Source organism: Microseira wollei NIES-4236 (genome assembly GCF_020521235.1).
Classification (GTDB): Bacteria; Cyanobacteriota; Cyanobacteriia; order Cyanobacteriales; family Aerosakkonemataceae; genus Microseira; species Microseira wollei.
This window is the reverse complement of the sequence record NZ_BLAY01000084.1, coordinates 1-25,853: the sequence shown is the minus strand read 5'-3', so window position 1 is coordinate 25,853 and position 25,853 is coordinate 1. Positions and strand designations below refer to the sequence as shown.

At 48.7% G+C, this 25,853-nt stretch carries 17 protein-coding genes and 1 pseudogene; 12 read left to right on the top strand and 6 right to left on the bottom strand.

The window, feature by feature from the left end:
- Positions 1-197: 197 nt before the first annotated feature.
- Together urtB and urtA are read right to left on the bottom strand one after the other, a co-directional pair.
- A complete protein-coding gene (gene urtB / locus MiSe_RS25630) occupies positions 198-1,355 on the bottom strand; it encodes an urea ABC transporter permease subunit UrtB (protein WP_226586028.1) in 1,158 nt (385 codons plus the stop codon).
- Between the two features lie 78 nt (positions 1,356-1,433).
- Entirely contained in the window at positions 1,434-2,771 is a 1,338-nt protein-coding gene (urtA, locus tag MiSe_RS25625) for an urea ABC transporter substrate-binding protein (RefSeq protein WP_226586014.1), read from the bottom strand.
- A gap of 142 nt (positions 2,772-2,913) precedes the next feature.
- Between urtA and rsmA the strand changes: the two genes are divergently transcribed.
- From rsmA to MiSe_RS25595, 6 genes are all read left to right on the top strand, one after another.
- The gene (gene rsmA, locus MiSe_RS25620) at positions 2,914-3,732 is read left to right on the top strand and encodes a 16S rRNA (adenine(1518)-N(6)/adenine(1519)-N(6))-dimethyltransferase RsmA (protein WP_226586013.1); all 819 of its coding nucleotides are present in this window, start codon (positions 2,914-2,916) and stop codon (positions 3,730-3,732) included.
- Positions 3,733-3,745: 13 nt separating this feature from the next.
- A complete protein-coding gene (ispE, locus tag MiSe_RS25615) occupies positions 3,746-4,687 on the top strand; it encodes a 4-(cytidine 5'-diphospho)-2-C-methyl-D-erythritol kinase (protein ID WP_226586012.1) in 942 nt (313 codons plus the stop codon).
- A 189-nt stretch (positions 4,688-4,876) separates the two neighbouring features.
- Positions 4,877-5,218: a DUF3082 domain-containing protein gene (locus MiSe_RS25610; protein WP_226586011.1), complete on the top strand. Its 342-nt coding sequence runs from the start codon at positions 4,877-4,879 to the stop codon at positions 5,216-5,218.
- Positions 5,219-5,519: 301 nt separating this feature from the next.
- A complete protein-coding gene (gene iscB / locus MiSe_RS25605) occupies positions 5,520-6,800 on the top strand; it encodes an RNA-guided endonuclease IscB (RefSeq protein WP_226586010.1) in 1,281 nt (426 codons plus the stop codon).
- A gap of 231 nt (positions 6,801-7,031) precedes the next feature.
- Positions 7,032-8,687: an HD family phosphohydrolase gene (locus MiSe_RS25600; RefSeq protein WP_226586009.1), complete on the top strand. Its 1,656-nt coding sequence runs from the start codon at positions 7,032-7,034 to the stop codon at positions 8,685-8,687.
- A 794-nt stretch (positions 8,688-9,481) separates the two neighbouring features.
- A complete protein-coding gene (locus MiSe_RS25595) occupies positions 9,482-9,706 on the top strand; it encodes a DUF2811 domain-containing protein (RefSeq protein ID WP_226586008.1) in 225 nt (74 codons plus the stop codon).
- Positions 9,707-9,939: 233 nt separating this feature from the next.
- On the opposite strand, the gene MiSe_RS25590 is transcribed toward MiSe_RS25595, so the two are convergent.
- Complete coding sequence (locus MiSe_RS25590) at positions 9,940-10,653, bottom strand: response regulator transcription factor (RefSeq protein WP_226586026.1); 714 nt, start codon at positions 10,651-10,653, stop codon at positions 9,940-9,942.
- 599 nt (positions 10,654-11,252) lie between these two features.
- Between MiSe_RS25590 and MiSe_RS25585 the strand changes: the two genes are divergently transcribed.
- Together MiSe_RS25585 and MiSe_RS25580 are read left to right on the top strand one after the other, a co-directional pair.
- Complete coding sequence (locus tag MiSe_RS25585) at positions 11,253-11,879, top strand: CPP1-like family protein (RefSeq protein ID WP_226586007.1); 627 nt, start codon at positions 11,253-11,255, stop codon at positions 11,877-11,879.
- A 374-nt stretch (positions 11,880-12,253) separates the two neighbouring features.
- Positions 12,254-12,596 (top strand): annotated as a pseudogene (locus MiSe_RS25580) (IS701 family transposase); the annotation flags it as partial.
- Positions 12,597-12,942: 346 nt separating this feature from the next.
- Here the strand turns inward: MiSe_RS25580 and MiSe_RS25575 are convergent.
- From MiSe_RS25575 to MiSe_RS25565, 3 genes are all read right to left on the bottom strand, one after another.
- Positions 12,943-13,644, bottom strand: coding sequence for an HAD family hydrolase (locus tag MiSe_RS25575; protein ID WP_226586005.1), 702 nt, complete (start codon positions 13,642-13,644; stop codon positions 12,943-12,945).
- A 177-nt stretch (positions 13,645-13,821) separates the two neighbouring features.
- The gene (gene hppD, locus MiSe_RS25570; RefSeq protein WP_226586003.1) at positions 13,822-14,955 is read right to left on the bottom strand and encodes a 4-hydroxyphenylpyruvate dioxygenase; all 1,134 of its coding nucleotides are present in this window, start codon (positions 14,953-14,955) and stop codon (positions 13,822-13,824) included.
- A gap of 219 nt (positions 14,956-15,174) precedes the next feature.
- Complete coding sequence (locus tag MiSe_RS25565) at positions 15,175-15,891, bottom strand: SDR family oxidoreductase (RefSeq protein WP_226586001.1); 717 nt, start codon at positions 15,889-15,891, stop codon at positions 15,175-15,177.
- Between the two features lie 639 nt (positions 15,892-16,530).
- On the opposite strand from MiSe_RS25565, the gene MiSe_RS25560 reads away from it, so the two are divergent.
- The 4 genes from MiSe_RS25560 to MiSe_RS25545 all read left to right on the top strand — a co-directional run.
- A complete protein-coding gene (locus tag MiSe_RS25560; protein WP_444980549.1) occupies positions 16,531-17,505 on the top strand; it encodes a hypothetical protein in 975 nt (324 codons plus the stop codon).
- A gap of 105 nt (positions 17,506-17,610) precedes the next feature.
- Positions 17,611-21,804: a hypothetical protein gene (locus MiSe_RS25555; RefSeq protein ID WP_226585998.1), complete on the top strand. Its 4,194-nt coding sequence runs from the start codon at positions 17,611-17,613 to the stop codon at positions 21,802-21,804.
- A gap of 146 nt (positions 21,805-21,950) precedes the next feature.
- On the top strand, positions 21,951-23,843 hold the full coding sequence (locus tag MiSe_RS25550) for a right-handed parallel beta-helix repeat-containing protein (RefSeq protein WP_226585997.1): 1,893 nt from the start codon (positions 21,951-21,953) through the stop codon (positions 23,841-23,843).
- Positions 23,844-23,850: 7 nt separating this feature from the next.
- The coding region (locus tag MiSe_RS25545) for an SdrD B-like domain-containing protein (protein ID WP_226585996.1) at positions 23,851-25,853 on the top strand (2,003 nt) is incomplete at its 3' end.

Below are 25,853 nucleotides of genomic sequence, written 5' to 3'. Positions count from 1 at the left end.
TCTGGTTACTTCGGGGATATTGGTATACTTTCCGTTCCACCCGATCTTCCTGTCCTTCATTCCCCCTTTCTATCGCCCCACCTTTTTTCCCCTTCTCCATTTTCCTCTCTCCTATAAAAATCTTCTTTCTTCTTTCTTCTTTCTTCTTTCTTCTTTCTTCGTGTTCTTCGCGTCTTCGCGGTTCAATATCTATTTACTTAAGCATCAACAGTACGTCCTTTTTGCGGAAACATACCAGCGGGGCGCACCTGCAAAAAGGCGATAATTAAAGCAAACACCATCACCTTTGCCATACTGGTTGTAGCAAAAATGGTAAAGAAATCCGCCAGTGGTTTTATCGGTGTTAGCAATAGCGCCAGAGTACCCGAACCGATGAGATAATTAGCAGTACCAATAGCGATCGCAGCCACAATTGTACCGACTAACTTACCCACCCCGCCGACAACCACCACCATAAACGTATCTACCACATAATTTTGTCCTGTATTTGGCCCTACAGAACCGAGTAAACTAATAGCGCATCCCGCCACACCAGCTAATCCCGATCCTAAAGCAAACGTAATCGCATCTACTTTAGCAGTTGGAATACCCAAACAAGAACTCATACTGCGATTTTGAGTCACCGCGCGAATTCGCAATCCCCAAGCAGATCGCTGTAAAAATAGATATATGCCGACGATACAAATAATAGTCAAACCAATAATAAATAACCGCGCATAGGGTAATTGTAACGTACCGAGGGGTAACCCACCGCGCAGCCATTTAGGTGCAGTGACATCGACATTTTGAGCGCCAAACCAAGGTTTAGTCACCGCTAGTTTATAAGTTTGGGCTAAAAAAGAACAGAATGCGATCGCCACCCCCAACGACAGCGGTAACATTACCGTCACCACCCAATTGCGAATTCGCTCGAAATCCGGACGGCGACGCAGAATCCACATCGCGCCAAAAAATAACAAACAAAACAAAACTATGCCAATTATCAGCACCCAGTTCACGCTGCGGACAAACTGCTGCAAAATCAGACTAACACCCCAAGTTGCCAATAAAGTTTCTAACGGGCGTCCGTAAAGAAAGCGAATCGCACCCCTCTCTAATATTAATCCCGCAGCAGCAGCAACTATGAAAGCCAAAGGCAAAGCAAAAAAGATATAACTTTCAAACAGAGTGCCGCCCAAAGCTTTAAATATATTTTGGACACAAAAAGTAGTATAAGCGCCCAACATCATCAACTCGCCGTGGGCTAAGTTAATCACGCCCATTAACCCAAACACAATCGCCAATCCCAGCGCCGCAATTAGCAAAACCGCGCCGATACTAAGCCCATTAAATAAAACATCCAACAATACTTCCATTACCCTTCCCCGCTTCAATTGCAGATTGAAGATTGCAGATTTTATATTTTTTAAATCTGCCATCTTCAATCTTAAATCTTAAATTTTAAACTTCCCTCCCTTAGCCGGATCTGACCAATCACAAGAAAGCCCCTTTGTTTCTGCTACAAATTGGTTCCAAGGAATCGGTGAAACTGCTTTAGGCGTGGCGAAAACAATATTGAATTGACCGTCTTCTTTGACTTCGCCAATTCGCACCACCTTAGCGATATGGTGGTTATTTTCCATCGTTACCGTTCCTCCTGGCGCTGACAAAGTTTGGCCTAACGCCGCCTTTCTCACCGCTTCCAAATCGGTTGTTTTCGCTTTTTCTACTGCCTGCTTCCACAAGTAAACCGCAATGTAAGCTGCTTCCATTGGGTCATTTGTTACCCGATCTGCCCCATATTTGGCTTTGAAAGCGTCCACAAATTTCTTATTAGCTGGGGAATCGACGGTCATAAAGTAATTCCAGGCAGCATAATGACCTTTGAGATATTCTGGACCAATTGCTTTGACTTCTTCTTCGGCGATGCTTACAGACATCGTCGGATATTTATCTGGTCCCAATCCAGCGCCTTGCATCTGTTTGAAAAAGGCGACGTTACTATCGCCGTTGAGGGTATTGTAAATAATCCCTCCCTTCGGCAAAGCTTGCTTAATCTTGGTAATAATCGGCGTGACTTCCGTATTCCCCAATTCCAAATAATCCTCACCGACCGTTTTTCCGCCTTTGGCTACTAACTGCGCTTTGATAATCGTATTAGCTGTGCGCGGAAAAACGTAATTCGAGCCAATTAGGAAGAATTCTTTCCCTTTATTTTGCAACAGCCAATCTACCGATGGTTCGATTTGTTGATTTGGGGCAGCACCCGTGTAGAAAATATTGTTAGAACACTCCTGCCCTTCGTACTGGACGGGATACCAAAGCATGTGTTTCTTTTCTTCAAAAACTGGTAGCACCGCCTTGCGACTGGCAGAAGTCCAACAGCCAAAGATTGTTACTACTTTATCTTGGTCGATTAGCTTTCTGGCTTTTTCGGCAAAAGTGGGCCAATCCGAAGCACCATCTTCTACAATAAACTCAATTTTCTTGCCCAAAACGCCGCCTGCGGCATTGATTTCTTCAATCGCTAATTGTTCGGCATCTACAACGCTTTTTTCGCTAATTGCCATCGTCCCGCTCAGGGAATGCAGGATGCCCACCTTAATTGTATCTCCACTCGCTGCTGCCACCGGCGATGCCGTCGGAGTTGCTGCGGCGCCCGGTGCTGCTGGCGTCGTGGCAGTCGTTTGTGGCGTATTTGGCGTACTCGTGTTGCAAGCTTTCAGGAAGATACTCGTACCTAATGCCGCAGAACCATACAAAATAAATTTACGCCGACTATATCTTGTCATGTTCCCCTCACTCCTCATTCAACGATGTGGAAAAAAACAATAAACTCGGAAGCAAATAGACTAATATATTCATAGACTTTTGCTTTCAGTTGTAATCTATAATACCAATTATTGATTAAGTAACAAACTTAAGCTTTATTTAATGAATCATCGACCCCGAAAACAATTTGCTCAACACTGGTTGAGAAGCGAAAAAGCCTTGAACCAGATCGTAGAGGCAGGCGAATTATCAGCAAGCGATCGCATCCTGGAAATCGGTCCAGGTACGGGCATCTTGACAAAACGACTCTTGCCTATGGTTGAGTCCGTTGTCGCCGTAGAAATTGACCGGGATTTATGCGATAAATTAGCCAAACAACTGGGAAAAACCGAAAATTTTCTGCTGTTGCAAGGCGATTTCCTCGAACTCGATTTAAACGCCTTACTAGAACCTTTCCCGGCGTTTCAAAAACCTAATAAAGTTGTTGCCAATATACCTTATAACATCACAGGCCCCATTTTAGAGAAACTACTCGGTACAATTTCTGCCCCCGCAGAAGCACCCTATGAGTCAATCGTGCTGCTAGTGCAAAAAGAAGTAGCGGAAAGATTATATGCCAAACCGGGGTCAAAAGCATTTGGAGCTTTATCAGTCCGGGTACAATACTTAGCCGACTGCGAGTTAATCTGTACCGTACCAGCGCCAGCGTTTTACCCGCCGCCCAAAGTCGATTCTGCCGTAGTGCGTTTGCGCCCCAGATTAACAGCACCCCCCGCCGCCGATCCGAAACGGTTAGAGACTTTGGTGAAACTGGGATTTGCCGCCAAGCGGAAAATGTTACGAAATAATTTGAAATCGGTGGTAGAGAGCGATCGCTTAACCCAGTTGCTGGAACAATTAAATATTAACCCGCAAGCCCGCGCCGAAGACCTGGGCGTCTCCCAGTGGGTCGAATTGAGTCACAACTTACCCCCAATCTAAAATCTCAAATCGAATGCGTTCCTACTCCCTGTTAGCCCCAGCCAAAATTAACCTATATCTGGAAATTTTAGGCGATCGCCCGGACGGCTATCACGAACTGGCAATGATCCTGCAAAGCATCGACCTCGCCGATGGGATCGACTTACACGCCAATGGCACGGACAACATCCGCCTCCACTGCGACCATCCCCAAGTCCCTTTAGATCAAACAAACTTGGCCTATCGGGCGGCGCAGTTAATGATAAACCAATTTCCCAACGCTTTTGCCAAATTTGGCGGCGTCGATATCGAAATAGAAAAGCGCATACCCGTCGCCGCCGGGTTAGCAGGCGGATCGACCAATGCCGCCGCCGTTTTAGTAGGGTTAGATCTAATGTGGCAACTAGGATTAACTCAATCGGAATTGCAGGAACTCGCCGCCATGTTGGGTTCCGATATTCCATTTTGCATCGGGGGTGGGACGGCGATCGCTACCGGGAGAGGCGAAAGACTATCCCCCCTACCCGACTTGGATAACCTTCACGTCGTCTTAGCCAAACACCGCAGCTCTTGCGTTTCCACCGCTTGGGCTTATCAGACATACCGACAGCAGTATAGCAGTTCCTACGTATCCGATCCGCAAAGCCTGAAAGAAAGATCGGCGAGGGTACATTCGGGAGGATTGGTGAGCGCGATCGCCCACAAAGATGCAGCTAAAATTGGTCAATCCCTCCACAACGACTTAGAGAGAGTCGTTTTGCCAAAATATCCCCAAGTGCAGCAATTGCGGGAGGCATTTGAGAAAGCTGGTGTTTTAGGTACGATGATGTCAGGATCTGGCCCGACTGTGTTCGCGCTAACAGAATCTCGCAGCCAAGCAGAACTCGTTCAGCAACAAGTAGCAACAGGGATTCTCGACCCCGGTCTAGATTTCTTTTTAGCTCAGTTCACCGCAACTGGAATTAGAGTAGTCTAATCAAACTATCGCCGTTTTTAGTCAAATTTAACCAAGCTTTACAACGGAAATTCTTGACTAACTCAAGTTGCTAATGGCTGGCTAATGGCTCGCTCGGCAACAATGCTATATTAGCAATTAGCAATTAGCAATTAGCAACTAATTATTTGATTTCTTTTTGCTAACAATTGCCAAAAACAATCGCAATTTATGACAGAACCAACACCCACTCAAGACGGAGCCACTCAGCCAAATCCCTCTGGATCGGCGCTACCGGGACCGCTGCGCTGTTTGAGCGGTGCAGTAGTAGCGGCAGGACTGGCGATCGCCCTATACTCCCTCACCTCATCCATCGCCTCTAGCTTTGCCAGCAAACCAATTCAATCCGACAACTTTACAGTAGTTAACATCACTGTCGCCGTTCGCACCCTAGTCGTCGGCGTCAGCGCCCTTGCCACCGGCATCTTTGGCCTGATCGCCATCGGTCTAGCCGCCCTAGGGATTCAAGTGTTATTTAACCCACCCGCAAAACCAACAGATGTCAAGCAGTAGGTACGCGAGACTAACGTATCAGGAATCAATAACCACACCGCAAAAGCACGCTGTCAACTACCGCACACTGACACTACGTGTACAGTGTGGGCGCATTCTGCGCGCTTGTTGACCAGACGGCTAGGAATTCCTAGCAGCCGTTAAGACCAAGAGTTAAAGTTCGTACCAAAGAATGCGTGCCAGTTCTTTGCTCTACAACTGGATAATTAAACAGGTCATTAAGGGAAAGCCAGTGTTACTCAGAAAGTACCGAGTCTTAACAGCGTCCTTGCAACCTTAACCAGAAATGAGAGGTGCAGTAATGCGCGTTTTCGTATTAGATAAAAATCTCTTTCCTCTTGAACCCTGCCATCCAGCACGGGCAAGAGAACTGCTCAAAAAAGGTAGAGTTAAGGTGTTCAAACCCTATCCATTCACAATTGTGATGCAGGATAGAACCGTTGAAGAATCTACAACTCACCCACATCGAATCAAAATCGACCCTGGTAGTAAGGTGACTGGCTTTGCCGTAGTTCAAGAAGAAACTGGACGGGTAACATGTGCCTTGGAAGTTTCTCACCGAGGTCAAGTTATTCGGGATTCGTTATTAAGTCGTGCTGCTTTAAGACGGGGACGGCGTAACAGAAAGACTCGTTATAGAAAACCTCGTTTTTTGAATAGAACGCGGCCGGAAGGATGGCTTCCCCCCAGTCTTGAAAGCAGAGTTTCTAACGTTTTGACTTGGGTAAACAGGCTAAGAAGGCTATGCCCAGTTACCGCAATCTCTCAGGAATTAGTCAGGTTTGACACCCACGCCTTATCTAATCCTGAAGTATCAGGTGTTGAGTATCAAAGAGGAGAACTATTTGGCTTTGAGGTCAAAGAGTACCTCCTAACCAAGTGGGGTAGAAAATGTGTCTACTGCGATGCAGAAAATATCCCCCTGGAAATCGAGCAGATCTTAGCTCGCAGCAAAGGCGGGTCTGACCGAGTTAGTAACTTGTGTTTGGCTTGCCATGACTGCAATCAGAAAAAAGGTAATAAATCCATTGAGCAGTTTTTGAAGAAGAAACCAGACTTGCTCAATCGCATCTTGTCCCATAAAACACCACTTAAAGATGCGGCGGCGGTCAATTCTACTCGGTGGGAATTGTTTAGGCGATTGCAGTCTATTGGACTGCCTGTTGAAACGGGAACTGGAGGGCGTACTAAATTCAACCGCCAGACCAGGGGGATTGAGAAAACTCATTGGACTGATGCGGCTTGTGTTGGTGCATCGACGCAAGAATTACTTCTTGTTAAAGGTGTCAAACCCTTACTAATCAAAGCAAAAGGACATGGGAAAAGGCAACGTTGCAAAACCGACCGTTACGGCTTTCCTATTCGTCATGCACCCGCTCAAAAGTTCTTCATGGGTTTCCAGACGGGCGATATAGTTAAAGCCGAAGTTTTAACTCCGAAGTATGCAGGAACCTACACTGGTCGAATTGCTATTCGATTCAAACCAAGCTTCAAGCTAACTACAGGAGGCAAGAGTTTTGACGTGCATCCGAAATATCTAACAACCATTCACAAAGCTGATGGCTACGAATATGCATCTTAAAAATAAGGAAACGCTCGCGCTCAATTTATTTATTGGCGGCAATTCCCCAGACGCTAAACCTATGGCGGTACTCGCCTTCCGGCGAGATACTTCCGCGCAGGTTTAGCGGCAGCCCCCTTGCCGCATTTAAGGTGAGGATTGTCCCTTGATTCGCTAAACTCAAAATGTCCGAGCGTCAAATAACCAAAAAGACAGAGCTAATAATCGCGTTTTCTCGATGACAAATTCACTATGGTTCTCAATACCCAGCTGGCGAGCGCTCAGAATCAGGAACTGCTTTTGGCATCTACCGAACAGGTGGAACTCGTAGAACAGCTGTTGGCAATCGGCACCGCCCTTTCTAACAGCCAGTCTTTGGAAAAATTACTCGAATTAATTTTATCGAAGAGTCGAGAAATTACTTGTAGCGATGCTGGCAGCCTTTATTTAATTGACCGCAACGATGGCATTGCTAAGCTACTGTTTAAAGCAGCCCAAAACGATTCGATTCCCCAGGTCACGTTTCGGGAATTCGCCATGCCCATCACTCACAATAGTCTATCCGGGTACGTGGCGCTGACGGGTGAAAGTTTAAACTTGCCTGATGCCTACAATTTGCCACCAGAAGTTCCCTATCAGCTAGACACCAACTTTGACCGCGATTTTTCCTATAAAACTCGCTCGGTTTTGGTGCTACCGATGCAAAACCAACAGGGCGAAGTAATTGGCGTACTGCAACTGATCAATCGTAAAGTTAAACCCGATACCGTTGTCAACCCTGAAAACGTCAAGCATGTCACCCAGTCTTATTCAGATTGGGAAGCGCGAATAGTTCGCTCTTTGGCTTCAATGGCAGCAATTTCAATCGAGCGCAACCACCTGCAAGAAAGTATTGAAAACTTGTTCGAGGGTTTTGTCACAGCTTCTATCCAGCTGATTGAAAAGCGAGATCCGACCACCTACGGTCATTCCGAGCGAGTCGCCGCCTTGAGCGTTGCTTTAAGTATTGAGGTCAATTCAGTCACTTCCGGGCCATTAGAGTCGGTTTATTTTAGCCCCCGCCAGCTGCAAGAAATCCGCTACGCCGCCCTGCTGCACGACTTCGGCGAAGTCGGCGTCCCCGAAGCGCTTTTGCACCGGCTAAAAAAACTCTCCCCCGAACAACTGGAGATCGTTCGTCAGCGCTTTGCCGTCGCGGGGCGCACCCTGGAATTGGACACCGCCCAAGCTAAGTTCCAGTATTTGCAAAACTTATCTCAACAGCAGCATTCTTTTGCTCCTCCCAGCAAAGAGTTAGTAAAATTTGATACATCTCTTCTAGAAGCGATGGAAAACCTCGATCGGTTATGGGAACTGCTCCTGAAAATTAACGAACCAGAAAGCTCAATTACGAGAGAATTTCAGCCTTTGTCTGACGAGGAACTAGCTTTATGGACAGAACTGTCCCAGTATCAATACAGAGATATAGACGGTAAATTACAGTACTTAGTGACTACTCAAGAAATGGCGCAGCTGATGGTTCCCAGAGGAAATTTGACACCCGAAGAGCGGTTAGCAATTGAAGCTCACGTTACTTACAGCTACCATTTCCTGAAGCAGATTCCCTGGACGAACGATCTGAAAAATATCCCCAGCATCGTGTTGTCCCACCACGAAAAGCTGGATGGAACTGGCTACCCGCAACGATTGAAACAAGAACAAATTCCAATTGCCAGCCAAATTTTAGCGCTCGCCGACATCTACGACGCGCTGACCGCTGGCGATCGCCCGTACAAGGACAAGATATCAGCAGAGAGCGCGGTTAAGATTCTCAAAACCGCCGCTAGTAAAAATAAACTCAACCCCCACCTGGTTGACCTGTTCGAGCAGCGCCAGGTTTATACAGTTTTGGAGCAAGGGAGCGTGTAAGCAATTGAGCAGGTGAGCAAGTGAGCAGCTGTGCAAGTAAGGGGGTAAAATCGCAAAAAGCTTAGTTTTATCCTGGAAACCCTCATCTAGAGTCTTTCTGGGCTCACCTGCTCACCTGCCCTTGCCCCATCACTACCAAATTTTTGCAATTCTTATCTTTCGCCCAAAATTTCCCCATAGATTTCACAGCGTTTCCACAGCACCGTTCCACTTTTTCCACAGCTTGGTTGCGGTTTTCCACAAAGATTCACCCATGACCCTTGTCTTCCTGTTTGCTTGGGGATTGTTTCCCGAGCGCACCCAATAGCCGCCAAATCCCCCCTTATTTTTAAGTTATGTAACAAATATCAAGCCCAAAAGCTGATTCTGTCGTTATTGTTTTTCGTTTCAGAAAGCAGTTGTAACATTTCGCATCATTGACAACCCCACCCCCTCTTAGCAGACAATGATGCGACCCACCTACAAGTGGGAGTCATCAGTCAGTGGCGAAGCATATAGAGAGAAATATGTCAAAAGCAGCCTGGTGGCGCTGGCGCAAATGGTCACATCCCGGACAGCAATCAACGTAAGTTGCTAGTTACATCCAAGGATGTTGGTAATGGCGTTACTAGGCTCTGCCGTGGTCACGAGGGTAATTGGTAACGATCAGGGTTGCACCACCAATCAATCCAATTACCTATTACCTATTACCAATGACCACCGCCAAAGCTGATAACTAGCAACCTGGGTTAATTAGTTTGTGACTGATGACCCACGACCGATGACCTATGACCCATGACTCACAGAGGAATTGTATGAACGCGACAGTCAGTATATTGGCAGAAATTCCAGAAGCCCTACACGAATCGCTCACGCTCTACCTGGAAACCCATCCCGACTGGGATCTTGACCGGGTGTTTACGGCGGCTCTGTCCCTGTTTTTGCTTCAGAATGGAGAAGGCAACACAAAAGAAGCGTCGCTCAGCTATCGTCGGGCGGCTCAGGTATACCTGGAAACCCTATTCAGACATTCGGCTTGATGGGTAATGGGTAATGGGTAATGGGTAATTGTCGGGGAGGGGAATTACCATGACCCATGACCCATGACCGCTTGACCAAAGTGTTAGATACCTTAATTGCATGGCGGTAGATGCGCGCCAAAACAAAAGCACCGCAAAAACCAACCCACCCCAAAATTCCCAAGACTCAGCTTGGGGAATGGGGTTAGTTTCAAGGCGGGTTGAAGGGTGGTGGAAAGCGTTACCAGAAATGACTACTTACCGTTGTCTGGTTTAGCACCGGGAAGCTCAAACTTGTAGCCAACGCCCCTGACAGTGTGAATCAATGCTGGCTGATCCGCATCAGTTTCGATCTTCTTGCGAATTTGACCGATATGAACGTCAACGACGCGCTGATCTCCGACGTATTCGTAATCCCACACAGCTTGAATCAGCTCCGAACGACGCCAAACTCTACCCGGATGGGAAGCCAAAAAATGCAGCAGGTCGAATTCCAGGGCGGTTAAAGATACGCTCTGGTTGTTCAGCATCACCTCCCGGCGCACCGGATCGATGATTAATTGGTCGAACATCAGACGTTGCTGTACAGCCTGAGTCACAGCCCGCTGGCGCTTTAAAATGGCTCCCACCCGGACGCCTAACTCGCCCAGACTAAACGGTTTGGTCAGGTAGTCATCGGCACCTTTTTCAAACCCTGTAATTTTATCGGCTTCATCGGTGCGGCTTGTCAGCATTAAGACAAACACACCAGTACGACCCTGCATTTCTTGACAAAGGGTATAGCCATTGGCATCGGGCAAATTTACATCCAAAATCACCAGATCCGGGTTAAATTGCTCAAATACCGTTATGGCGGTCTTACCGTCAGCAGCCGACTCCATTTGGTAATTTTGCTTAGTCAAGAAACGATAAATCAGGTTCCGAACCGCTGGGTCATCATCAACAACAAGAATCTTGGCGCGATCCATAGTTACCATTTCCCCTAACACATGAGGATTAACAGACGAACGGGTGGGTTGAATATGGGGTTGGGAGTAACCGATCGACTTGGCTGACGATAGATTCTCCTTTCTATTGTGTATCCTGCATTTTAGATGATTATCAGTCGAGAACTCGGTCATGCTAACAACCTGTAATCGAGAAACTTCTACATTTAACGCTTTGTCAATATTGAGGCAATTTTGCCGATCGCTTTAACAAAACTTCCTATGCACTCTGCATTAGTATGCCCCACCTGACGATTAAAGTCTCTATTCTATAAAAGTGTTTTCCGCTGCTTGGGCTTGTGTCTGGGTATCTCCCAGGGCGATCGCACGAGCCTACGCCCCACCTGATGCGTCACGAACTTTTGAATAGAGCTAAGATAATTCCAGTTTTGGGGGCTGGTGTAAACAGCCCCCTCGGTTCGGTTTATTTGTGGGCATCCACACAAATAGTTCAGGGCTACTAAAAGCCCACACTTTAATGTCTCTTGGGTGTGGTTGCTTTACAATGGCGCTAATCTTGACCCTTGTAGGGTCAGAAACGGGCTTGTTGCGGCTAGTATGGGATCTGTTGGAGGTTTTCGATGAGCGTTCAAAATCCTTACGAACAACTTGGGTTGACCGAAGATGCTTCGTTTGATGAAATTAAAGCGGCTCGCGATCGCTTGCTCGCTGAGTCCTTAGGCGATCGCCAGCGACAAGAAATGCTAGAAACAGCCTACGATGCCATTTTGATGGAGCGGCTGCGGATGCGCCAGGAAGGCAAAATCAAGGTTCCCGAAGGCGTTCGCTTTCCCGAACGCTTGACAACTGCTCCTCCCAGTACTCCACCCACCCCGGTTCAGCAATCTCCGGCTTGGCTGCAACGGCTGATTGATACTCCCAGTACAAAAGACGTTCTTTTGCCTGCTGGTTTATTCGGGAGTTTGGGAGCTTTGAGCATTTTTTTGCCCCCTGGCAATAGTTCGATTCTGCAACTAACCTTGGCTTTGGGCATCGGGTTGAGCCTTTATTTTCTCAATCGCAAGGAAAATCTGTTTGGTCGAGCCATACTGCTGACTCTATTCGGCTTGCTGGTGGGTTTGCTGTTGGGGGGACTGTTTTACAGCTTGCTCTCGACTCCAATTGCCAGCATCCCCTTAAAAGATGAGCAATTTATCACCCTCGTAACTTTGATCTTGCTGTGGTTGGTTTCTAGCTTTCTCCGGTGACGCTCCTACACCTCCCTAGCGGGTAGGTGTAGGCTTCTGGGGCTTCCGAGCTTCCCGTGGCGCAAAGCGCCTTAGAATGCGTAGAACTTCCTTACAGGTATCATCGGTGATAGTACCAACTATCCCCATGCCACCTTTACGGCGTTTGATAGTGGGGTTAGAGTCGAGTGGAGAATCACTTCTCCACCCTCTCTTACAGAACCGGACTTGATAGATTTCCATCATCCGGCTCCTGAATGACTCGGTTCTTTGTCTGGAATACCATTACTACCATCATTGGCAGTCTTTTCGTCGTGGCAATGTCGATGGAGAGCTGGGATATTCTCACTTATGTCAATCTCTATTAAGTCTCCAAATTTAAAGTTAAGTCCACAGTTGAAACAATTAGTCACGACCAAATTAATCGTTATTTGAGCCGAGAAAAACTCAGCCGCCACCTGTTGTGGGAAAACGTTAAGTCGTTAATTCAACATCACTAGCAAGGTTATATAATTTTTGATGACACAGTTTTAGATAAAAGATATAGCCAAGAAATTGAATTAGCGCGAAAACAATATAGTGGGAATGAACACCGAGTCATAAAAGCCATTGGTGCGCGTTAATTGCCTGTATGTTAATCCTGAAACAGGCCAATTATGGGTAATTGATTACCGTCTCTACGATCCAGAAGCTGATGGGAAGAGTAAACTTGACCATGTGTTAGATCTGCTTAATTCACCAACTCAAACGCCCTACCTTGGTCATAACTCTAGCTGAATGAATGATTATGTGTACCCGTGTGACAGGGGCTTTAGTCCTGAATTGCAGTGCTGGTATCTTGTCGCGTTAAACATAGTTCAGACACCGCTGTTAGCCCCACGGCAATTCACGCGGTATTCATCTCACACCTCGCTTCGGGTAGGTGCGATATCATGTCCGCGAGAGATCGGTAGTGTATCGATGGCTAATTGCTAATTGCTCGCTTGCTAATTGCTAATTGTCAATTGCCAAAAGAGCCATTAGCGATTAGCTATTAGCAGTTACACAACCGTTGCCCAAGGACATAATATGAGGCTCCTACCTTTTAAGCTGAAATTTTTTGTGGGCATTGAGATAAAATTAAATCTACCGCTGCGCTCAGATCGTTGACGATCCAGTCGGGTAAGTAGGCTTCTAACTCCACGCGATCGCGAATTCCCGATAAAACTGCGATCGCACGCACCCCGTTGGTTTTGGCAGCAACTATATCGGCTTCCGTGTCCCCCACCATCCACGTATCTTCTGCTAATGGCAGTTCTTTGAGCGCTTGTTGCATCAACAGCGGCTTTTCATCGATATCCTGGGTTTTAACATAGTCGTTACTCAGTCTATAGCGTCGATTTGGCGGAAAAAATCGGCCTAAGTCGAAACGTTCCAAGGCATAATCCAGCTCTATCTCTCGCCGCATCGTCATCACCACCAAATCTACCCCAGCTTGCTGCACTTTTTCCAGGGCGTCAACGGCTCCGGGTATCAACTCGTCATAGTGAAAATAAGGGAGCGTATGCACGGTTTGCCGCCTCATGGTGGCAAATTCTTGGGCTTGCTCCGGGTCAAGCCCTGAAATCATCCCTATTTCCCATTCTGGCACCCGCGCGCGCTTCAACTGCCAAAATTCATCCTTCGATAGCTGGCGTACTGACCGATCCTGACGGCTAGTTTTTTCCAGGCAAAACTGGTAAACCCGGTAGTACCGTTCCGAAACGTCCACGATCGGCCCATCGAAGTCAGTAATCACTCTTAACATCGGGCAATAAAAATTTATTTTCCTTTACAGATTATCGCAGCTAATGGCGTTACTAGGCTCTGCCGTGGTCACGAGGCTAATGGGTAATTGGTCATAGGGGGTTTCCTATTCCGGCTCCTAGAGGCGATTAGCCATTAGCCATTAGCCATTAGCCATGATTCACTATCTATGACCGCGTCAAGTACTACGGAGAGATCCTCGCTGAATCTGCTCGCGTTCAATCGCTTCAAACAAGGCGCGAAAATTGCCTTCCCCAAATCCTTGGGCAAGTTTTGTTTCGCCCCTGACGCTACCAACTCGCCGCTCGATCAGCTCAAAAAAGAAAGTTGGTTGGGAAAAAATTGGCTTTGTGAAGGTTTGTAGCAGTAAGGGCGGGGTTTCCCCGTTGGCAGTAGCACCATCTTCCTGCCAATCTACCAAGATTTGCTGCTGGGCAATTTGCTGCAATTGAGACGGGGTGAGGGGAAGTCGGTGTCGCTTTTCCAACTGGGTATAGTAATCAGGGGGAACCTCAAGAAACGCGACGCCCCGAGGACGCAGGCAGGCGATCGCTTGCACAAGATCGATCGCCTGCAAAGCAATATGCTGGACACCAGGGCCGCGATTGATATCCAAAAACTCTTGAATTTGAGAATTCGCCCCCACAGGTTCGTTGATCGGTAATTGTACGCGAGATCTCGGATGAAACATCACCCGACTGCGTAAAGCCGACCGCTCGGTTTGAATTTTAAAATCCTGTTGCGGCTGAAAACCCAAGACATTCTCGTACCAAGCAATAGCACGCTCTAGATCGCCAGCTGCCACATTTAACACCACATGGTCGATGTTGGTAAAGTAGACAGGGGACTGGGCAGGTGAGCAGGCGAGCAGGTGAGAATCAAGCATTTCTCCCCTAGTCCCCTGGGCCCCTGGGCCCCCCTGCTCCTGGGCCTCGATTAAGGTATGGCTCAAACACCCCCAAGCGGAAATTGTGGCGCATTTCAGGCTGCCTTCCCCCTGTGGTTGTTCCTGAAGCGGTTGTAATATCTGGGCACCTTGACTGACTGCTCTAGTCAAGACGGCTGCGATATCCTCGACGTAAAAAGCCAAGTCTGCCACACCCTCTGGGTGCTTTTGCAGAAAAACGGCAACTGGGCTATCTGGTAACAGGGGTGAGGATAGCTGAAAAACGATCGAACCGCTTGTGACTACTTCCGTGCGCGTGCTGCTGCACTCACGCTTTGCTACGGCTTGAAAGCCCAGCCTGCGGACAAACCAGTCACGCCACACCGTTGCATCTTCCACGTAGAAGTGAACGCGAGCAATTTTCATAACGCTTGAAAATCTAGTTTTTAGCTTATCCGCCTCTAAATTTTGACATTTTCGCGGCTTTTTGCGCCTCACCCCAACAGGGGCTAGAGCCAGAAACAAGAGCTTTTGATTACTAGGATTCCCTCATCGGTCATCCCTAGCCTCTAGTCGCTCAAAAAAACCGGTGGCTTTCTGGTTGGATCGGGACTTAGGCAAAGAAACCGGGTTTCTACTAGCCCCTCAAAAAAACAGGTGGCTTTCTGGTTGGATGTTAATTTCCATCGGCACGGCTTCTGGGGGGGAATTGAGCGCGAAAGCAATCGCCTGGGCCGCTGTTTCACTTTTGAGCATTTTGGCGCGATCTACCTTCAAGCTGATATTGTCCCAAAACGGCGTATCGACGCCGCCAAAGTAAAACAGGGTGAACTTGATGCCAAAACGCTTCAACTCCTCCGCCATGCACTTGCTAAAGCCCACGACAGCAAATTTCGAGGCACAGTAAGCTGCGCCCATTGCCATTGAGTGTTTGCCCAAAATTCCCACCACATTGCAGATATGACCGCTTTTTCGCTCTTTCATCACCTCCGCTACTGCTTGACAAGTATAGAAGCTACCCTTTAAATTCAATTCCAGCATCGCGTCTAACTCGGCTGGTTCGATTTTGTTGTACTGCTTTAAGACCCCAGCACCAGCAGCGTTAACCAAAGCGTCTATTTGACCGAAGTGGGCAACAGTTTTTTTCATCAGGTCTTCCACCTGTTGCCGGTCGGTGATATCAACAGACACCTTCAGTATTTGTGTTCCTCGATCGATGGACAGCTGGGAGGCTAGAGTTTCTAAGCGATCGCTATTTCTCGCTACCAGCACTAACTTGGCTCCCGATGTTGCTAGTTTGCGCGTCAAGGCCGCACCAATCCCACCTGTAGCGCCGATCACAACAACTACTTTGTCTGCCATACTTGTTTACAATTCTTTACATCTTGATTGTACAGATGTTTTAGAACTTGCTCAAATGGCTGTAAAGGAGATATAGTTTTAGCGTTTACCTGCATTTTGTCGCCGATTTTTGCTCGGTTATAGCCACTAGGCAATCTTGAGAGTTTTTGATAACCAATGACAGATTGCCAGGATTGAGATTTGAGCTGGAAAAAATATTTCTAAGTCTGGTAACGTCTAAGTTGGAGTTGCGTGACAGACTTGTGTTTCCATTCAGTTTTGCTGGAGGGGAAAAAACTGATAACGAGTCAAATTTTCACATTTTTATCACATTCAATCTTTATTGTAGAAATTGGCGATAACGGAGCGGGACTTACCCACGACGATGTTAGAAACCGGATTTCTGCTTCGCTCTCTATAGAAACCCGGTTTCTTGGCGTAAGTCCTGAAGTCGCTCTCTAGTGCTAAAGCGACGATTTTTCAGAGAAACCCGGATGGGTGCGCGTAAGTCCTGACGGATGTTAAGTTTAAAATACAAGGAAAAATAAATGAAATGCTATCTGCCTATTGACTAAAGCTTGGAAGTGTTCGTAGAATTAAAAACGCAGATAGTAAAAAGAATTCCCAATGGGAGTATGAAAATCTGTGTAGCTTGTTGTAATGAAACTTGTGAAACAGCGACTTGGGCAAGGAGGATTGCTTTTAGTAGCCCTCGCAATCCCTTGGTTAGTATCGGGCCTTTGGTCAAGCGCCACCGCTCAAACCGTTACAATTACTAACACGGGCACTGCCAACTTCCAAGATGCTGCTCTGGGAGCGGTGCAGAACGTTCAATCGAACCAAACTTCGGTGAATGCAGTTGTTGTTGCAGCCACAATAGAGGTGATAAAAACGGCAGATAAAGCTGCCGCAGAACCCGGAGATACTGTGGTTTACCGCCTACAGGTGAGAAATACGGGGCAAGCTAACGTCAGAGATTTAGAAGTTCAAGACACCTTACCTTTAGGATTGAACTTCCAGGCTAAATCAATACAAGCAGCCTTGACAGATGGGAACCAATCTACTCGTGTAGAGCTACCTAACCCTGATGTTTCCAATCGAAGGATTACATTTCGCGTTCCGCTAAACTTAGCGCCGAGACAAATTCTTAATATTGTTTATGCCGTGACATTGACGCCAGATGCGATTAGAGGTAATGGTCGTAACGTAGCGGAAGTGATTGGCACTAGCAGAGGGCGAAATATCAGGAGTAATGTGGCAAGTCACAGAGTGCAAATTCGTCCCGGAATTGTCTCAGATTGTGGTACGCTAATCGGTCGCGTGTTCGTCGATAAAAACTTTGACGGCGAGCAACAACCAGGAGAACCAGGTGTACCGAATGCGGTAATCTTTTTGGATGATGGCAATCGCGTTACCACCGATGCCAATGGACTATTTTCAGTTGCCAACGTAATTGCGGGTAATCGAACTGGGACTTTGGATTTGAGCAGCTTACCGGGATACACTTTGGCGCCCAACCTGTATTTCATAGAAAGAAATAGTCAGTCGCGTCTAGTCCGCCTAGAACCGGGTGGAACAGTAAGGATGAACTTTGGGGTAACGCCTGCATTTGGTGAAGAGCAATCGAATAATTAAAACTTCAAAATTAATTGGGTTTTGAATTTTTAATTGATTGCAGGGGGCATTGAAAAAAGCTAACCATTGATATTTTTCTGTGCGATTTGTCTGGGGCTTCGCTCAATGACAACTTTTCGGGACTTTTTTATACCAACCCTGCTGGGAGTGGTGGTAGTTTTGCCACCAGCAAATGCCCAAGCAGTAAACGACCAGATTTTATTGTGTAGGGGCGGGCCTGACACACTATCTCTGCCTCAAACGAACAGCCTATATGAACCCGCCCTCGAGATATTGGCATCGGGTCAAGACAGGGCATTTACGGGTTACCACTTAGATGACCTCATAGGGCAGCATCTTTCGCTACCCTGCGAAAACCCCCTAAAAGCCGTGGAGTCAGCAAACGAAGTCTCCCAGAGCGCGTCTAGTGGCTCAAAACCCGTTGGGGAGAGATGGGAGAAAGAGGAATCTTTTTCCCTACTGACTACTGATGAGCTTCTCCCAGCCAAGCAGACAGCAAGCGAAGTCTCCCTCGGGGAGGCTACGTGGAAACGCGGATATTTGGTTAAATCTTCCACAGCTGACCAGCCAAAGGCAGAAGCTGGTGCAGAACCGCAACTGCTGACCCACGCGGATGCTGTAGCGCAAGCAAGTAGTGAGGTAGGGGCGGGTTTTACCAGAAACTCAGAAACCCGGTTTCTGGCCTCGTTAAACGGGCCCCTACAACTCAACGCACAACTGCCCGCCGGGGCAAGTTCTGGGGTGCGAATCCTCAATCCCCAGCCGGGGACGATTGGAGAACGCACCACCAGCCTGATTGTGCAATATCCTGCCGACCAAACCCTAGAAATTAAAATCAACGGCAATACCCTCGACCCCGAAACCCCCACCCAAAAAGAGCGCGACTCTTCTCAAAACCTAATTACCCAAACTTGGTACAACATCCGCCTCAGACAAGGGGAAAACGTCATTACCGTCCAAGCAGGTAATGACGCGCCGGTGGAAGTGCGCCTGAATGTAGAAAATAATGCAGCGAAGTTAGAAATATTACCAGAGGGCGACAGGAGCGTGCGCGCCGATGGTCGTTCAACTGTAACGATTACCGGCACTATTACCGACTCAGAAAACCAACCCCTCAAAGGGGACACAGTTGTGACTTTAACTACCAGTGCCGGTCAGTTTGTCGGTGCTGACCAAGAAGAAGACCAACCTGGATTTCAAGCGATCGCCCGCGACGGCAGATTTACAGTCTCATTGCAATCTTCGTTGCAAGCGCAGCAAGTCCGCGTCAGGGCAGCAATTTTGGGAGTTAGGGGTAGAAGCTTAGCCGGAGAACGCGCCACCCCCTACAGTCCCGATGGACTCCCCAGCGAACAACCGCCCTTCTCCAACTTCGACGAAGCTGAACCAGCGGAAATCGTTGCTTACACCCAAGTGGAATTTGTGCCCAACTTGCGTCCCTCGATTGTTTCCGGTGTCGCTAATTTGAGAATTGGTCCGCGGGGAACCAACTTTTGGGGTAGTATGCGCGACTTCCTCAACCCCGACGACTTGGGCGGGACGGAAGTTGACTTTGATGCGGCCTTATTTGCCACCGGGCCGGTGGGAGAATGGTTGTTTACCGGGGCGTTTAATACGGCGCGCGCCCTGAATCAAACTTGCGATGGGAATAACCGCATCTTTGGCGGTATCCAGTTTTGCGAACAACAATATCCCGTCTACGGGGATAGTTCTAGGGTTGATTACATTACTCCTTCTAGGGATAGCTTCTACGTCCGGTTTGAGCGTGCTTCCCGCAGGCCGGGAGGCGAACCCGACTACGGTATGTGGGGGGATTATTACACGAACGAATTTTCTAGAGCTTCCCAACTGTTTAGCGCCAACAACCGCGCCCTGCATGGGTTTAAAGCGAATTACAGTTTTGGCAGCCTCCAGGTAACGGCGCTGTTTTCTCCCGATACCCAGGGATTCCAGCGGGATGCGATCGTCCCCGACGGGACTAGCGGGTTGTACTTTTTATCCCGTCGTTTGGTTGTACCGGGAAGCGAGAACATTTTTATTGAAACCGAAGAACTTAACCGACCGGGTACGGTTTTAGAACGCCGACAACTATCGCGGGGTCCCGATTACGAAATCGATTACGACCGAGGTACGTTGAGGTTCCGCCGTCCTATCCAAGCTACCGAGTTTGACTTGTTCAATACCGGGACGGCGGGGGCTTCGTCGCTGCTGGTGCGGCGAATTGTGGTCACCTACCAACACGAAGGCGGGAGCGATACCAGCATCGTTGCGGGGCGGTTGCAGTATAACTTTAATCAATCGATCAATCGTCCTGCTTTTGCTGGGGTGACCTACTGGCGGGAAGATATGGGGATGCGGGAATTCGATCTGTTTGGATTCGATTTCATGGTGTCCTTGGGAAACAACGGACGGATTGTGGGGGAATATGCCAGATCGAATAATGATTTTATTTTCCGGGGGAATCGCAGCGGGTCGGCGTATCGTTTGGAGGTGAATGGTGCGATCGCATCCTGGTTAGCAGGACGCGCCTACTACCGTTCGGTGGAAGAAAACTTCCTCAACAATGCCACTGTTAGCTTTTCACCCGGTCAAACTCGTTACGGCGCTTCGCTCTCGGCGGCAATTACTACCACAACGGCGCTAGAAGTTCAATACGACTACGAAAGAAATTTCGGCATTGCTTCGGCGGTAAGAACGGATTTGCCCGATTTATTTAACCCAGGGGTGGAAGCGCGTCCCGGCAGTCGGTTGGATAATACCCTCAACACGTTTAGTGCGGGACTGCGCCAGCGAATTGGTAGGGCAGATTTCAGTTTAAGTTACGTCAACCGCGTGCGGGAAGACCGGGCGGGAGATTTGGATGAGGATGCGAACCAGATCGTAGCCCGGTTAAACGTGCCGTTGCTAGAAAGATTGAGCAACGAGGGGGCGAGGTCGCCGCTGCTGACATTCCGCGCCCAACACGAACAAAACTTAGGAGGTTCAAGCGACCCACTTTATCCGACTCGCACGACTTTTGGGTTAGATTGGGCGGCGTTTCCCGGGGTGACGATGCGACTGGCGCACCAGTTTTTTGACGGAGGACTGCTAACGAACAACTCGATTACCAGTTTAGACACGATAGTCGAGCGGGAACTTTTTAAAGATACCACGATGAGCAGCCGCTATTCGGTCCTCAGCGGTTTTGGGAATGTCATCGGACAGGGGGCGCTGGGAATCAGGTCGCGGATTCGGATTGCACCCGGACTGCGCTTGCTGCTGGGTTACGAACGAGTTTCGGACAATATCTTTGGTCGCACTGCTGCGGGGAGACGGTTTCCCCAACCCTTTGCGGTGGGACAAAGTGCCGCTTCCTTGGGATTAGGTTCTGGCGATAGCTATAGTATCGGACTCGAATATACCGATAATCCGGATTTCAAAGCCAGCGGGCGCTTTGAATACAGCACCGGCAGTTTTCGCGGTGACAATATGCTAATCGAAGTGGGGGCGGCGGGCAAAATATCTCGTTCGATTACGGCGTTGTTGCGCTATTACCAGGCGAATTCTTCTAACCAGTTGTTGCGGGATTTAGATGATACGATTAACCTGCGAGTTGGGTTTGCTTATCGCGATCCGGAGGATGATAAGTTTAACGCTTTGATGCGGTATGAATTTCGTCGCAATCCCGCCCAAACTTATGATGAAATTCTCCAAGGAACCAGTACGGATTCAACGGATCATTTGTTTGCCTTGGAAGCGATTTATGCTCCGAATTGGCGCTGGGAATTTTACGGCAAATATGCGTTTCGCATCAGCGATTTTAATTTAGCCCGAAATTACAGCAATAATACGGCGACAAACTTGGCACAATTGCGGGCAACTTACCGCTTGGGGTACAGAACCGACATTGCTGGTGAGGTGCGCTGGATTGGTCAAGAAGACTACAACGAATGGGGTTGGGCGGCGGAGTTTGGCTATTATCTGACGCCGGATTTGCGTTTGGGGTTGGGTTATAGTTTCGGTAGCGTGGATGACCGGGATTTTAGCGGTTTTAGATCCGAAGGCGGACCGTATTTCCAAGTAACGTTTAAGGTTAACGAACTGTTTGGTGGATTTGGTCGCCAAAGAGTTGTACCGCGTCAACAAAGAGAAAGCGAAGTTGTTCCCGTTGCTGCTAATTTACCGATAAGTTCGGGTATGGAAGATGCATCTGTATCCGAGTCGCAGACAGAGTTGAAACCCCATACAGAACCGCTGGCAGCAACGCTGAAGTTTTTGAGTATTTTTGATGAGTTAACTAACTTTATAGAACACCACTGACCAGGCAAATAATGAGTTAGGATTCACTACCGATGAACGCGATAGGTTGCACACGAGGTAATAAGTTATGGGTCATAAGTAATAGAAAGTCTATTACCAATTACCCATTACCAATTACCTATTTTTTAGGGTTTGCGGTTTCCTGTTTGCTTTTATCCGATGGGGTGTTGGCTTCTACTGTACCGCTGCGGGTAGTAGTTAATAGTAACCAAGATGGCCCGGTGCAGGCGGATGAGGGGCTGACTTTGCGCGAGGCGATTGAAGTTGTCAATGGTACTTTACCGCTAGAGCGGCTTTCTGGGGTAGAGCGATCGCAAGTCTCACCCCTACAATCTGGCGAATCTTCCAGAATCGAATTTAACCTACCGCCTACCGCCACCACCATCCGCCTGACCGAGGTGTTACCGCCGTTAAGCGTCCCCGTGGTAGTCGATGGCACTACTCAACCCGGTTATAACGCTGCCCCTATGGGGACGCAGATGGGGAGCAGGGGAGCAGGGGAGCAGGGGAGCAGGGGAGCAGGGGAGATGGGGAAGAAATTACTTCTACTTCAAGAGTCTTCCTCATCTCCATCATCTCCATCATCTCCCCATCTCCCCATCTCCTCCTCTGCACCTCTGCACCTCTGCTCCTCTGCCCAACTGCCCCTCGGCTCGCCCGTCGTCCTGCCGCCTATTTCCCGTCCGGTGATTGCGATCTTGCCCGCACCCGGTCGCGAGGTGTTACGCGGCTTTTCCGTTGCTGCGGATAACGTAATAATACGGGGATTGAGTGTATACGGGTTTACTTCGCGTCATAGGGCGACGGCAACGACGCCCCCCGCAGATATCTTTATTTCTCACCGCTTACCGCCGCCGGATACTAGCAGACAGCAACCTCCGGCGAGTAGCTTTCCATACCGCCGCCGCGATGTTCCACCAAAAAATGTGTTGATCGAGAACAATTGGTTGGGCATTCCGCCAGTGGGGGAGTATTCACAAGATGGTAGAAGGCTGCGGGTGTTCGCGCGACAAAGACCGCAAAATATTGCGGAAGAAGTTCCAGAACCGCCGGAAACGCCGATTACGGATTCGTTTTTCCGTCCTTTGGTTGGGTTTTTTGCTAGGTATTTGAGTGCCAAACCGGCGAAATTGCCTAGAACTTCGGCGTTTGGCGTCTACGTTTTTAATAGCTTGGGGACGACAATCCGGGGCAATATTATTGCCAATCACGATGGTAGCGCTATTATTACCGCCGTGGCGGCGAATAACTTGCTGATTGAAGGAAATATTTTGGAGTGTAATGGCTTTGCGGGAATGCCCGATGCGATTCGGCTGGAAGGTGTAATTTCTAACACAGAAATAGTGGGGAACATCATTCGGGATAATGCGGGGAGCGCGATTTATTTGTTTAAACCAAATGGGTCGGCGAAGATTCGCTCTAATGCGATCGCCAGTAACGGCAGACGCTACCGAAGAGCCGCAATATACCTGATGGGAGAAGACCACGAGGTGGCGAACAATCGGATTAGCGACCAACCGGGACCTGGGGTGGTGGTGGCGGCATTTCCGAATAGCGATCGCAACGTGATTCGCGCGAACCAGTTTTCGGGACTGCGCGGATTGAGTATTGACTTGGTAACGCAATTGAATACCGATGTCCATGCTTACCAAATCGGGGATGGCCCCAATCCCCGGATGGAAAGCCATCAACAGCGACGGAAAACCGGGAATTTTGGCATTGATGCACCGCAATTTGTCAGTCGGGAATTTTTCAACGCACCGTCGGATGGGAGCGTAACTTTAGCAGGGAAGGCGACTCCGGGTGCAACTGTGGAAATTTACCGGGTGGGTGAAAACAGCTTGGAGCGAGGGCCATTGAGCATTGCGATCGCTACTACAGAAGCGAATGCAGAAGGCTTGTTCTCGCTCAAAATTGCTGCTTTGCCACCGGGAGAAAGAGTGAGCGCGATCGCCACCCATCCCCAATATGGTACTTCCGAACCGGCGATTAACGCCGTTATCCGGTCGATTCCATCCTCTGTCCTAACGCCAAGGTAGAGCCGCCGTGAGTGCATTGTTTAAAAAGGTTGTGAGAGAGTTGAACGCCCCTGGGTCTTGTCGCCCTAGTTTCTATAACCGTTTCCTTGCCCCAATCAAGCAAAGCTTTTGGGCGCTGCCGATTCTGGGAACGCTGTTAACGGCTGAGCCAGCCTTGTCCCAGTTGACGCCGAGAAATCCAGAAAACACCAGATACGCGACGGGAGATATTCGCATCATCGGTAACACCTTGATGACTTGCTCAGACCCGCCCAGGACAGTTAACAATAACACAGGGCCTGCTTGCGGCACAGCTCAAAATAGCAACTCAACCGCCAACGCCAACAACTTGTTCTACAACATGCAGTATCTGGATGTTGACAGTGATGCTAGTACCTTCAACTCCAGCACCGCCCAACTCAACATACCTGCTGGCGCTACAATTCTTTGGGCAGGTCTATACTGGCATGGTATTTCGACCAACGCTCAACAACGCAATCAAGTCAAATTTAAACCACCTGGGCAGGCTAACTACACCTCCCTGACAGCTGCCGATGTTCAAGTTCAGGGAGCAAGGCAGTTTTACCAAGGATTTGCTGACGTAACCCCCCTTGTACGAAATGCTAGGAGTGGTACGTATGGGGTCGCCGATGTCCTGTCTACAGTAGAACCAAACAGCGAAGCAGGCTGGAGCTTGGTCGTGGTGTATAACGACCCGAACGAGCCTTACCGCAATCTGACGGTTTTCGATGGCCTGACAACGGTATTCACTTCGGTAAATGGCACTGAGGCTAGGGAAAGCGTAACTCTGTCTGGTTTTAGAACGCCTGGTAGCGGCGCATTCACAACCAAGCTAGGCATGGTTGTTTATGACGGGGATGCAACTATTACTGGGGATAGAGTTCTTCTCAACAACACGCCACTTTCAAATCCCACCAGCCCCGAAAACGACTTTTTCAACGGCACTATTAGCGCTTTCACCGACAGCAGAGAGCCAAATTTTAATAACCAACTGGGTATTGACATCGATTTGCTCACAGGTGCTAATATTTCTGATCTGATGGGCAACGACAGAAGCAGCGCCACATTTACTTTTAGCACTAACAATACGGGTGAGGCTTACTACCCCGGTGTCTTTACTTTAGCTATTGATAGTCCCCTACTGGATATTACAAAAACACCGCTCGCCAATACCGCACCCCGCGGTAGCGACGTAACTTTTAGGATTACGGTCAGAAACAGAGGAATCGGCACTGCGACGGCGACGGGCGTAGTGTTGAACGATCCGTTGCCACAAGGGGTAACCCTCGTCTCCGTTAGCGACCCTGCCTGTCAAAATACCTTTCCTTGTACCTTGGGTACGCTGACACCTAACCAAGAGCGGCAATTAGAGGTGACTTTCCGAGTGCCAGCTAACTTCCAGGGAAACACATTAACAAACTTAGCTAACGTTCGTTCAACCGAAGATCCAACTCTCAGGGAAGCCACGGCATCGGTTACCTTAACTAACCCAACAACCGGGACAATTGGCGACACAGTATACAACGACGCCAACGGCAACGGAGTACAAGATGCAGGGGAACAGGGCATCGCGGGCATCATCGTGCGGTTAACCAGACCGGATGGCACTACGGTAGACTCGCCCCCCACCGGGGCAGATGGACGCTACCAATTCCCCAACTTGCCGTTTGGAGATTATCGGGTCAGCGTCACCAACCCACCTAATGGGTTCAATCCCACCCAAACCCAACCCAACCCGATTGCGGTCAACGCCCAAAACTCCAATATTCCAACGGCGGATTTTGGTTTTACCCAACAACCAGCGCAAACCGGGACAATTGGCGACACAGTATACAACGACGCCAACGGCAACGGAGTACAAGATGCAGGGGAACAGGGCATCCCGGGCATCATCGTGCGGTTAACCAGACCGGATGGCACTACGGTAGACTCGCCCCCCACCGGGGCAGATGGACGCTACCAATTCCCCAACTTGCCGTTTGGAGATTATCGGGTCAGCGTCACCAACCC